This window comes from Liquorilactobacillus vini DSM 20605 (genome assembly GCF_000255495.1).
In the GTDB taxonomy this organism is placed as follows: Bacteria; Bacillota; Bacilli; order Lactobacillales; family Lactobacillaceae; genus Liquorilactobacillus; species Liquorilactobacillus vini.
The window spans coordinates 1-12884 of the sequence record NZ_AHYZ01000056.1; the positions used below are offsets into that span (position 1 = coordinate 1).

The window sequence follows — 12884 nt, forward strand, 5'->3', positions numbered from 1 at the left end:
AAAGATTCAGTAACGGTGCGAAGCGTCCCTCGCAATGATAATTATAAATCTAATTAAATTTATTTGTCAATAATATCTTTAGGAAAATTCGCTTCTTTTTTTAGATAAAAGGGATTCCCTAATTCGTCAGTGTTTACTTTATAAATTTTAAATTCTCTTTTTGAAAACTTTTTAATTAATCTACCATTTGAGACTTTTCCATAAACATTAACACTTTCTGTATCATACTGTTTCCTATCTATCGGCTTAAGCTCAACATAGTTTTTCATACTTGGATTTGTCCGTGAACCAAATAAAAATTCTTCACTTAAATTATTTCCTGTATCTACAACCTTAATTCGGTCATTGCGATAAAGAGAGAAAATAAATTCTGCATTTCTTGAAATACCTTCTTTATTTTTGACTTCTTTATAGTGTTCCAAAGTAATGCCGTATTTACCCTTATAAAATCTTAAATCACAATATTTTATTCCCATTATTTCATAATCCTGTTTTTCATAATTATAATATACATCCGTCCTCCACGGATTAATCGATTGCAAAATTACATTATTTTTTGCTCCATTAGGTGTAATATCAATGCTATTTCCAACTTTGGAATCATAATACTTCATGCTTCTAATAATTGGTCCATTATCCCTTTTAGAGTATTTCCTAATCAAACCATTCTCCTGCCGATACATTTCAAATGGATCAACATTCACTTTTTTTACCTTACCGCTTTGTTGAACAAGTTCAGTCGAATCAGGATAACCTTTCAAAATTGTTTCCAATTTATTAAATGTCTTTGGATCTTTTTGATACATTAAAAATTTTGATTTATCTTTATTGTATATTTTCTTAAACTTAATATATCCATTAAGTGAATAAATATCTTTTATCTTTCCCAAAAAGTATCTATTTTCTCTTTTATCTTTTCCAACTTGTGCCATCCTCGTAGCATAAATAGTCGCATCACTGACTTTACGGTTCATTTTCTTATCAACTTGATGTTTGAATTTGATCCTCGGTTCTAAATGACGCAATTGATTTAAATACGTTTCTTCGAAGGGTAATGTATAAACTAATTCAGCAAATCTTTTATCACTGACAATTTCTCCAATTCCGATATTTATTTCTTGTTCTTCAACTTTTTCAGGGAACAATGAATATCCTGCTTGTTTCCAAAGCTTTAATTTAGGTGTAACAGCAATAATTGAAGCATCAACTGCATGATGATAGTGTGTTTCGCGACTTTTTTCTAAATTCCATTTTTCACGCAACTTATGTGTTAGTTTCCCACGAATTACTGAAACTTTTACATTCGTTTCTTTGCTATTAATAAACGCCTGAAGTTCATTTAAAACTACTCGAGATGCATAACGAGTATCAACTAAATTACGAGCTATGAATCGCTTACGTGTTTCAATATCATTAAGATCATCTGTATTCAATAAATTTCTTTTTTATTTCCAGGTAATCTATTATTATTTTTTACATATGCCGTTAATTTTTCAAAGCCTTGGCCTTTATCAGATTGCATAAATGCATACGGCGTCTGCTTTGCTTTTTGTTGATTCATATCTGCATAGCAAAGAACTTTATTATTTAAACCATCATCAAGTGACACTGACAAGGGAATAATATGATCAATTTGAAAAAGAGCTGGTTTATAGAGCAAATCCTCAGGGTCTATACTTTTACCTGAATAAGGGCAACGTCCCTCCTGCTGATACCACAACCTGATCATTAATGATAATTGGTGAAATTTATTGATTTTATTTTCCAAGCCTTCTTCAGACAATCCAGTTAATTCTCTAAAGCTCTCAAATGATTCATCTTTTTCCTTTTTGTATTTTTTCTGATTATCTTCTTTTCTTTTCTTTGCATCAGCTGAATTTTTTTCTCGTGGCATTTCAACTACAACGTAAGCAATTTCCTTATTATATTTTTTCCATAAGACATTAAAAATTTTTATAGTTTGTTTAACTGACTTGCGAACCACTGGATTATAAATTTCATCTTGCAATATCTTAATATCAATTTGATCTTTATTTGAATAATCACGCTCATCTTGCTTAAGCAATCCCATATCATTTAAAATCGTCATCTGTTCTTTAGAAGTTACCATCATCTCTGGAATTAGTAATTTCATTGTCCTTAACGAAAAGCGATGCCACTTATTGTTGCTTGATAAATTAAAAGCGGCCTTATTTTCAATTAACTTATCAATTAGATCTTCATTTAGAAATTGATACTTTGCTTTAAATTCTGGATCATTTAGTGCTTTACGTATTTCCCCATTTTCAGTATTTAAAGTCAATATCCTTCCTAAATCGTCTAAAAAAGCTACTGGAAAATCTAATAAATCAATTTCTTCTTTTTTTAGAGCCTTTCTAGCACGTCTATATGCTGCTAATGAATGGAACTCAGGTTTATTGTCTTTATCAATTCGGTAACCTTTGATCTGAGTAGTATCAATTCCGACTGTTTTAGCAATTAGTCTGAGCATATAAACAGTTTTATCTGTTGTTTTCAAATAATTAAGGATTTTTTCTTTGTGTTCTTTTGTCAGCTTCCCATCTTCCGTACCGGCAACCCGCAAATTATTTAAATCATTAAGTAAATTAAATACTTGAGCCGTATACGAGTTGCCAGCTGCACGATATTCATCAGGAAAAATTTTATCCTTACCAATCAATATTTCAAATAAATTTTTCAAAGTAGTTCCATTCGTGCGATAGATACCATAGTTTGTTCTTGACTTTTCGGAACCAGGGCCAACAAAATAATCTCTTTTTCGCGAAATTATTTTAATTACTTTACTAATAAATTCATCATCTAGTTTCGAATAAAACTTCTGCTGAGTTTCTAAGATTTTCTCCACTTCTCCTACGTATGAAGAAGTTGGAAAAACATTCATCAATGTTTCACCACTAGCATCATCTTCTATCAAACCATGAACTTTTCCATACTTTTTTAACCTATCAAACTGAATCTGTCCCGGTGTCTTATGCTGCAAAAGTTTCTGATTAACAGCTAAGCCTTTTTTATACGATGCAGTCACACTTTTATCTACATCTACATCAGCGTCTTCAAGTCCATAACTAATCCCGCGGTGCTTGGCAATTTGCAGTAAGACTAAAGCAATTTTATTAAATTCTACTTTTTCATCCAACGCTTTGACACGTAATTCATATAAATTATCGTGATGAGTACCTTCAAAATCTTTGAATCCTTTTTCTTTAAGTAATTTTTTTAGATCAGCAATTCTATTTTTGCGGCGTCTCAGCAATCTTCTTCCTTGTCTAAAACCTCTACGATCACTATTTTTTTCTGCATCGGCTTCCGGAAAAATACTTACTCCGGTCTCTAAAACTTTTCCTGTTTTAATTGAAACAACACTCCACCCGACTGATGCGATTCCAATATCAAATCCTAAACTAACCCGCTCTTTTGCGTCCATAATTTAGTTCCTCCTTAACTTTTATATCAAAATATTATCATTTGTAATCAAAAATGTAAATTAATATCTAAAATAAATCAGGCTATTAAAGCATTATCAAACTCAGCTGCCTACGACTGACATTCTGGTTCGTGGTACTAGTGGATTAGCACATTGCGGATCCGTTTATTCAAAGTTGCGGCACGTGTCGTGCATACTGGCCGACGCATTCAGTTGCGGCTAAGCTCGCATCATGTTTACCATCGGCTGTTCTACCAGGTTCTACGGCGTATCCAGGCTATTCAATAACCGGCAAAATTAAAAAGAATCTGTCCAACCAAGGGATAAGTGTACCCAAAAGTTCAAGCAATTCTGAGTTAGTTGAAAGATCTCACTAACTAGAACTTATAAACATTGTATTTTAACAAAAGATAAAGACATACCCGTCAGTTTTCAAAAAAAATACGAAAACTGACGGGCTTTTTATAAACTATGAATAATCCAGGTTTAACAGATCTTTTAAATTTCCCAATTAAAATATTTTGTTAAAAGAAAATTTAACCGAACAATTACTCAAAAATTTTAAAAAATCAGTCTAAAAGTTCATGTGAACTAGTAGCTATTAATACTAACATCATTTCATTATGATCTATTCGATAAATAATTATCCAGTTATCATAACGTTTCCCATAACTACCATATCTAGCTGGGTAGAATTCCCGGTACCCTTGCCAGTTGCCCTGTAAAGCATGATCTTTAATTTTTTTCAAAATATTTGAATCTTGTTCAGTAATAGCGGCTATACAAGGCTTCAATAATTGTATAGGAAAGTGTTTTTTGGCAAATTTTTTTAATTTCCTTTCAAAGGAAGTTGTTCGTTTAATTTGCATCATTAAAATGATCAATCCATTCATCAAAGTCTTTTAATGATCCAATAGTAGTAACTTTCCCAGTTTCTGCTTCCTTTTTAGCAATTAATGCTTCTGGTAAATCCAAAAAACTAACAAATTTAACTTCATTATTTGCAGCCTTAATTAAAGAAAGTCGCATATACTCTGAAATAGTTAAGCCTTGTTTAGCCAGGTTTTCTTTTGCTTTTTTACTAATATCACTAGTTACACGAGTTGATACAGTCTTATTTTTAATCATTGTACTTTTCAAATATTCACCTTCTTATAAAAAGTTTACTATCGTATTACATAAATAGTATCCCCAAAGATTCAAACTTGCAATTATTTTACAAACTATTATCCATGATGATAATATCCTACTTTCGAAAGTTAGCACCAAAATTCAACTTTTGCGAGCTATTCATTATAAACTTTATTTTCGAATCAATCTTTCATTTTTAATCACCAATTGTTCCATTTCCGATCTGGTCGGTAGTAGTCTGCCTCGGGTTTCCGTCCCATTATCACCTGTGTCAGTGGTCACCAGCAGAAATTTCACAACGCTTATTGTTTGAAACAGGCGAAACAATCATAAGTTTTATCACCACTTATCGTGAGATTTATGCAGCTCTATTTGATAAACCTGGCCTAAGTCAAGAAAATCGTGGTGCTATTCGTAAATTACGTCATCGAGGTAAACCTCATACCAATAAGGGTTATATCGAAAAACCTGGTAAAATTCCAATCACTAATACGATTCATGAACGTCCTGAAACTGCCAATAAAAGGACCGAACTTGGTCATTAGGAAGCTGATACCGTGGCAGGAAAAACAGGACAATCTTGTTTAGTAACCCTGGTTGATCGTAAATCACACTTTTTAATTGCTAGTAAAGCGACTAAAAAAGTTCAAAACCGGTAACAATCGAGTTGATAGCAATGTTTGAAAAAATTGGCAAAGGCAATCTTAAAACTATTAAACCAGATCGAGGTAAAGAATTTTCGAAGCATGTTCAGGTGACAGATTTGCTTGATATTCCCTTTTATTTTCCTGATCCACATGCACTATGGCAACGGGGGTCAAATGAAAATACTAATGGACTCTTACATGAATACTCTTAGCTAACAAGACAAATGACGAAATTCAAGAAATAGTCAACAAATTAAATTTTCGTCCAAAAAAATGTTTGGATTGGCGCACACCATATGAGGTTTATTTTGGTAAAGTGTTGCATTTGATTTGACAATTCAAGCTCCAAAAAAGCAAAACTTTTTTAAATCCCTTAAATATAATCAATGACTTTAAAAGATCAAAGTATCAGTAATTAAATTTCCAAATCCTGAATGTCCTGTTTCAAATTTGCTAAACTAATTTGTCCAAGAGCTGATATTTGACCAACTGCTCCAAAAGTAACCGCTGATCCAAATATCTGACCTGAAATCCGACTGATTTTACCGATATCACCCATTGACATTGTAATTAAAGGAATTTCCAACATCTTATGAGCAATGTAGGTTGCTTCCAATAAGTTTAAAACATCGGCAACATTTTGCGGCATTACAGCAATTTTAGCGATATCCGCCCCGTTTGCTGCCATTAAATGCAGTCTGGTTATTATTTCAGACTTTGCTGGCGTCTTTTTAAAATCATGACTGCTCATGATCACAAAAATTCCTTTCGCATGAGCCAATTGTAAAAGTTTACTGATCCCAGTTTTATCATGGAACAATTCGACGTCTATTAGATCTGACAATTCATTGGCAACCACGTAACTATATAATTTAAAATAATTGGTATCTGAAAGCTCTTGATTTCCGCCTTCCTTTTTAGTGCGGAAGGTAATTAATAAAACGGCGTTGCCTAAAACCTTCCGCAAATCATTAGCTAACTTTTTCAACTTATCTTTAGCAAAGAAATCAGTAAAAAAATCAATTCGCCATTCAATTAGATCCGGTTGATTTTCAACTATTCTTTTTGCTTGGTTAATGATTTCTTTGGCATTTTCCCCGGTTATCGGAACAGCAATTTTCGGTCTTCCTTCGCCAATCGTAATATCTCTAACTTTTAACTTTTTCATAAAATCAACCCCCATTTAAATCTTTTTAAAATTAGATCCAAGCTTATCCAGTGCGCTAATAATTTAGCTTGATTTTCCCTTGCCATTATCAATATCAAAAACCAAATAAATATAGTTCAAACTCAGTTTAGCAAAAGTATTGTTGACGACGCCGAATATCTAATTAGATCAAGTAGTTACGTATATCTTTATGTATTTATATAGACAATATATAGTATATACTCAAACAAGAAAAGAAATGCGGTATTCTAAGATAAGTAAAGTTGAAAATAAATTCGAAAGTTCAATTGTTTATCAGCCGGCTGAAAAGCAAAATATTTAATCCTGACTGGCTGCAATTTGATTACCAAAAAGACTTGGAGGAAGCTCTTGAATTACGAGCACTTGAGCCAGTTGGAAAGAAACGACTAGAAGAATAAGACTTCTTGTTATCATAATGCAAACTAGCTAATCATGACCACCCGCAAAGTAGGTGGTTTTTTGTTTCACATGCAAGCGAGCTCAACTAGGTCTAAAGACAAAAATAAAAAACGATCAGCCCAAAAATTCAAGCTGATCGTTTTTATTTGTTTTAATTTTTACCCCACGACATTTTTCGGCTGACCATTCAAGAAAGACTGCAAGTTATTAACCGCAATATCCATGCATCTTTGCCGCGCAGCAGTTGGCGCCCAGGCAATATGCGGCGTCAGATAAGCATTTTTGGCAGCTAACAGCGGGTTGTCAGCCTTGATTGGTTCTTCCGAGACCACATCAGCCCCTAAAGCATAGATTTTACCAACATTCAGTCCATCAGCAACTGCTTGCTCATCCAAAAGGCCCCCACGCGCAGTATTCAATAGAATTACTCCAGATTTCATTTTGTCAATTGCCGCTTTGTTGATCATCTTTGTCGTTTCAGCTGTCTGTGGCACATGTAAACTGATAATATCAGCTTGAGCGTACAATTCTTCCAATGACACCTGCTTTAGCCAGGGTTCGGAAAATTCTTTAGGACGATGATTATAAAAAACAACCTCCATCCCAAAGGCATGCGCTAACTTCGCTGTAGCTTGAGCGATATTGCCAAAACCGATCATGCCAAAAATTTTGCCCGTCAGCGAAATCAGCGGTTTTTTCCAGAAAGTAAAACTATCGGTATCCGTCCATTCTCCCTGACTGACCGCTGTTGCATGCATCCCGACCAAATTGGTGATTTCCAGCAACAAAGCAAGCGTATGCTGAGCTACTTCATGAGTGCTATAACTCGGTACATTAGTAACAATAATTCCTTTTTCTTTAGCAGCCGCCGTATCGACCACATTATAACCAGTTGCTTGGACCCCAATGTATTTAATATTTGGAGCATTGGTGATCACTTGTCGATCCAGTGGTGTCTTGTTAGTTAAAACGATCTCAGCATCCCCGATTCGCTCAAGAATCAACTGGTCATCTTCTTCAGTTAGATCATAAGTTTTAAAATCACCCAGCTGTTCAAACCCTGTCCAGCTCAAATCACCCGGGTTTAAGCCATGTCCATCTAAGTCAACAATTCTCATCAAATTCCCTCCAGTTCTAAATTAGCCTTCAGCTAATTGCGAGCAATTAAAATCACTATTTTACAGTTTAAAAATAGTATAAAACAAAAAGCCAGGGTAACAAACTAGCTTGGCTTTCAAAAAAAATAATTTGGGCACTCTTAACTTCAGATTCCAATTAATCAGTTTTGTCATTGAATTAATGGTTAGCACGCCCCGAGTAATTCAGCCCCCAAAATTGATTGTTAAAATTAGGACTAGTCACAAAGATGGCACCCAAACTGACTGTTGCTTGACCATTAAAATGGATATGGTTCCCGAATTCCTCTAAATGAATCAATTTCCAACCATTATGAGACGCTGTTAATTGCTTGCTGAACCTGTCTGATGAACTCATGTTATTCATCATTAAAATAACTAAAGCTCTAAGTAATAGATGCCTGAGGCTAACCGGACACTACGTAAACCTCAAGCTAAAATCATTAACAGCCTTAAGATAGTGTTTTCAGTTGGACCGAATTAATCGCAAAATCAAAACACTTAAACATATCTATTACAAATTAAAAATATGGGCCATTTTTATGCCAATTGTAAAATAAAAAAGCCCCCCGATTCAGAGGCCTTCATGACCCACCAATCTAATTTGATGAAGATCGTTATTTTCCAGATCTTTTTTAGATTTGACTTCTAGCTTTTAATCTGAAAAATATTTCAACTGCTTTTGAATTCTTTGTGTGAATTCTCCTTTACTTTCTTCGAGTTTTTTCTTGATTGCTGTTGAATTATCTTTTGATCCTTGCCCCTTCTTGCTTTTAAGTCAAAAGCAAAATCAGCAATTTTATTTTGATCTAGCTTACTTAAGTGACCAATTTTATTAAACTTTAAACCAGCCTTTGGGAAACGATAAAGGTTGCCAAGATCAACCCAAGAGGGCTTTTTTAGTCCGGCCGCTTGCCAATCTTTAATTGGGTAATATTGTTGCTTGATATAAGCTGATTTATTTTGATACTTGCTGGTGATTTTAAAAGCTTCGACCGTTTGCTCTGATACCTTACGAATTAATACCGGTCGAGGCTTGCCGCCGTTAGTTTCTACAAAACTAACGTATAGGCTGATTAAGTCATTAGTCCTCATCTGGATCATTGAGCCAATCAGCGACTTCTTTAGCGTTTTTGAACTCTGTTACTGGTGTATCTTCGGTAGCTTTTAAAAAGCGTAGATTAGCTTTTTCTTCTTCGCTTAAAGACACATTAAAAGGCAAAGCACCAGTTGCAACAATCCGCTTGTAAAACATGTTAATCGCTGTGGTTGGATTTAGACCCAACTCGCTTAAAACTGCTTCCGTATTATCGGCCAAATCTTTATCAATCTTGACTTGTACCCGTTTCTTTTCCTTAACTGCCATAATTGTCTCGCCCCTTTCTTTTGCTACTACCATTATACTACCTTTTGAGTATCAGCTCAATTATATATACAAGTCTTTACAAGCTGTGAATTTATACTTGTGTTGTCCTTTTAGCGAGCACCTACTTTTCTCTAAAATTTTAAGGCTGCTTAAATGAGCTTATATAGTCTTTCAGTTTCAATCACGCTCATCGCCAACATTATGGGGCATCATCGGGGTGCTTTTCATTGCTTCTAGGGGCGTTAAAGTAGCGTCTTAATGTTTTGGTCATTAAAACATTTTAAATCAGGATCACCTAATAAAATCCATACTCCTGAGCAGGAAGTAAAATTCTATATTATGACTGTTCAATAATTTAAACGTTCTTGCATATGCGAAATGCCTTAGGCAAATCAAAAGTCTAAAACGTTTCTGTTCTTCATTTTAGTGTATATTTCAGTTAATGGACATATTCTAAAATATGATTGATTTTTGGTAAAAAATATTTCAATAATTCTTGATATCCACAATATTCTTGATTTTCATCAACATACATTGCATCTTGCATTCGTTTACAACCGCCATGACATATTTTTAAAAATGGACACTGCTGACAATAATCTGACAATCCTTTCCGGCTAGTTAAAAACTCTTGCACAATCGCTTGTCTTCTTAAATCTGAAAATTTACTGTCCTTAATATTGCCAACTTTATACTGATCTAAACAATAAAAATCGCATGGATATACACTGCCATCAGCTTCAATCACACATTGAAACGAGCAGTACCCTGCCAATCCACAAGCTGTTACTTGTTTCTTAACAAACAAATTGATTAAATCATCAAATAATTTTATGCTAATATAATTTCCCTTCTCCAGTTCATGCAGCCAAAGATGTGCTGTCTCTCGATAAAACTCAGCAAAAAGTTCAGGAGTTAAAGCGTATACACTTCTTTTTTCGGGAGTGTCAAGAAGTTTGTGTAAATGAAAATCCCTTTCCCCGGCAAAATTAAACCATTATTCGAAAAGTGATTCTAATGTGTCTTTGACTTGACCAAAACCACGATGGCTACGATTGAAGTACTTTTCGTTATAGCTTATGACTTGAACTCCAATGAAATTGTCTAAAGATTTTTCATTTGGAAATTGTTCCTTTGGTTTGGTCTTGCGTTTGATTCTTTTGTTCAGTGATTCTATAAGATATTGGTTGAATAAATTGTTGGTCGAATGGCAGGAGGAAAATTCAAGAAAGCTAGTAGTTCATTTTCAATGAATTTAAGTTGCTGGATCAGATTGGAGTACGACTTCCCCCATGCACCATAAAAATCATTTAAGATCTTGTGTGCTGCAGTTACATCGGTCGCTGAATGCAACTCTTTAAAGTCATTTAAGATCGCCTCACGATCTTTTAAACGCACATGCGAACCAATATTACGCATAACGTGTACTAGGCATCTTTGAAATTTAGCTTTCGGGAAAGCGTGCAATAATGCTGGCTGCAGACCAACCATTCCATCTGCGATGATCAACTGGACTTGTTCTAATCCACGTTGTTTAAGATCCTCTGCCATTTCTGACCAAACTCCTGCATTTTCACTTGGAGCGATTCGATAATCAAGAACTTCTTTGATGCCGACAGATGTAATACCTAAAGCAATATAGACTGCTTCTCTTTGAACTGAATCGCGGCGCAAAGGTAAGTAAGTTGCATCTAAGAAAAGACAAACATAGTTTGCCTTAATAGTTCGTTGATGAAAAGCTTCAATCTGTTTAGTTACCTGAGCAGTGATCTTAGAAACAGTAGTAGGTGAATAATAGGAACCATACATTTTTTCAATCAAATCTGCAATTTCACGGGTCGTAACGCCCTTGGAATAAAGCTGAATGATTGTTGTTTCTAAAGCGTCTTGACGACGAGAATAGGCTGGAAGCAGGTGGTTATGAAAATGGCCTTTACGGTCACGCGGTACAACGATTTTTAGCTTACTATCTTCAGAGTCAATCAGACAATGATGCTGGTCATTACGGGAGTTGGCAGTTAAAGCCGCTGCGGTCATCAGGATCATAACCAAGCCAAGCTGTTAGTTCAGCCTGCAAGATCTGACTAATAGCTGTTTCGAGTTGTTGACGAGAAAGTTCTTTAACATCGCCATTTGACCAAGCGAGTTTTGGTTAAATTTTTGGTAAATAATCCATAGAAATCCCTTCGTTTTGGTTTGACGATTTAATCATCTGGGGAAGGGTTTCTCTTTTCAATCGAATTTTTACGCATTTACACAAACTATTTATACTCGCTGGGTCCTCTCCTACTAATCTCGTCTTCAACTAATTCAAGCTCTAATTTATTAACTTTTTTTAGTTGTTTATACATGCTATTTAGTTCATCATTACTTAGACTTTTATTTGTCTTACCTCTAAGCCTTGAATCGCATTATCATACGTCCATTGTTTAACTTTTGTCATGTCATTAGTACGGTAATAATCAGCGATTAACTTGTTCCATTTTTCCCACTTATCTAACGGCACATTGATAAGTCCTGCGCCACCGTCAATCATGATTTTATTAGCCACTAAGGTTGCCGTCCGTTTATTACCGTCCCAAAAGATTTGTTGGCGCATATTATGATACATAACCGTTAACGCTTTATCAGTCGTTGCGCGGTCTGAACTTAATACATTTCGTAAATAATTTTGTTCTGTTTTTTCATCAACCTTTGGAGGCTCAAAATATTCATCTTGTCCTAAATGAACACCGCCTGTTCCCTGCCTTAATCCGCCGGGCTCTAAGGCGTCCTCAGCAGCCACAATTTTGTTAATTGCTTTTTCCATATCTAAGGTCATTTTGTCGGCTTGCGTGGTCACATATTGCCAACCTTTTTTTAAATTAACAATCGTCAAAACATCTTCAATCGGCACACCTGCAACGCTCATGCCGTCCATAATGGTTTGCGTTTGTGGCAAGGTCGTATTAACCCCTTCAAAACGGGCGTTAGTATACACTAACTTGGTAAAATTTGACCTTGCAAAGCGCCGATTTTCTGCAGGCGTGAAATCATACTTATCTGGATAAAACTGCTTTTCAGCCATATTCAATTTTCCCTCCTTCAAAAATTTCCTGTTTTTACTTGAAAGTCAGTTTAGCTGTTTATTTTTGTATTTCAGTTTTTGAATCGTTCTCTGTGGAAAAGACCAGTTCTACTGTATCTATTAGTATCGACGGTTTTAAAGCCTTTATACAGAATTGTTTTCGATTTTCGAAATTCCACTTATAGCAGGAAACTGACGCATATTTTTCACATATTCACCACATAAATAGACAGCAATTACGCGCACAATTTTTTCGGTATTTAATCACCTCGCAACCCAAATTTTATTCAACCATTAACCCCTGAAACACCTCAGAAATCTAAATCACCGTTTTAAATATAACTTAAAATATATTAACAATTATGATACAATATAGTCAAAAATAGACCCTCTAGTTAAAGAGAGCCCAAGAGTGAAGTAGATTGATTAACTCCACTAAGACAGTGTATAACCATCACTATTCCTAAAGTTAAAATAACATTTTCCAACCACTAAGTACAGTAC

At 34.8% G+C, this 12884-nt stretch carries 7 protein-coding genes and 5 pseudogenes; 2 read left to right on the plus strand and 10 right to left on the minus strand.

The window, feature by feature from the left end:
- Positions 1-59: 59 nt before the first annotated feature.
- Positions 60-3445 (minus strand): annotated as a pseudogene (gene cas9 / locus ON15_RS12180) (type II CRISPR RNA-guided endonuclease Cas9).
- Positions 3446-3598: 153 nt separating this feature from the next.
- Between cas9 and ON15_RS11420 the strand changes: the two are divergent.
- Entirely contained in the window at positions 3599-3733 is a 135-nt protein-coding gene (locus ON15_RS11420) for a transposase (protein WP_169313776.1), read from the plus strand.
- A gap of 281 nt (positions 3734-4014) precedes the next feature.
- Here ON15_RS11420 and ON15_RS03220 read toward each other — a convergent pair whose 3' ends face one another.
- A complete protein-coding gene (locus ON15_RS03220) occupies positions 4015-4314 on the minus strand; it encodes a type II toxin-antitoxin system YafQ family toxin (RefSeq protein WP_026049462.1) in 300 nt (99 codons plus the stop codon).
- Complete coding sequence (locus tag ON15_RS03225) at positions 4304-4585, minus strand: type II toxin-antitoxin system RelB/DinJ family antitoxin (RefSeq protein ID WP_010580048.1); 282 nt, start codon at positions 4583-4585, stop codon at positions 4304-4306. Before ON15_RS03225 ends, ON15_RS03220 begins: the two co-directional genes overlap by 11 nt.
- Before the next feature lie 260 nt (positions 4586-4845).
- Between ON15_RS03225 and ON15_RS12350 the strand changes: the two are divergent.
- Positions 4846-5557 (plus strand): annotated as a pseudogene (locus tag ON15_RS12350) (IS30 family transposase); the annotation flags it as partial.
- Between the two features lie 81 nt (positions 5558-5638).
- Here ON15_RS12350 and aroD read toward each other — a convergent pair.
- From aroD to ON15_RS03270, 7 genes and pseudogenes are all read right to left on the minus strand, one after another.
- A complete protein-coding gene (gene aroD / locus ON15_RS03240; RefSeq protein WP_010580051.1) occupies positions 5639-6391 on the minus strand; it encodes a type I 3-dehydroquinate dehydratase in 753 nt (250 codons plus the stop codon).
- Between the two features lie 578 nt (positions 6392-6969).
- A complete protein-coding gene (locus ON15_RS03245; RefSeq protein WP_010580052.1) occupies positions 6970-7929 on the minus strand; it encodes a D-2-hydroxyacid dehydrogenase in 960 nt (319 codons plus the stop codon).
- Between the two features lie 673 nt (positions 7930-8602).
- Positions 8603-9042, minus strand: a pseudogene (locus ON15_RS03250) (hypothetical protein).
- Positions 9032-9313: a type II toxin-antitoxin system RelB/DinJ family antitoxin gene (locus ON15_RS03255; protein ID WP_010580054.1), complete on the minus strand. Its 282-nt coding sequence runs from the start codon at positions 9311-9313 to the stop codon at positions 9032-9034. The pseudogene ON15_RS03250 and the gene ON15_RS03255 overlap by 11 nt, the downstream one beginning before the upstream one ends.
- A gap of 439 nt (positions 9314-9752) precedes the next feature.
- Complete coding sequence (locus ON15_RS11210; RefSeq protein WP_169313777.1) at positions 9753-10121, minus strand: SPASM domain-containing protein; 369 nt, start codon at positions 10119-10121, stop codon at positions 9753-9755.
- 189 nt (positions 10122-10310) lie between these two features.
- Positions 10311-11454, minus strand: a pseudogene (locus ON15_RS03265) (IS256 family transposase).
- Between the two features lie 120 nt (positions 11455-11574).
- Positions 11575-12380 (minus strand): annotated as a pseudogene (locus ON15_RS03270) (Fic family protein).
- Between the last annotated feature and the right edge of the window lie 504 nt (positions 12381-12884).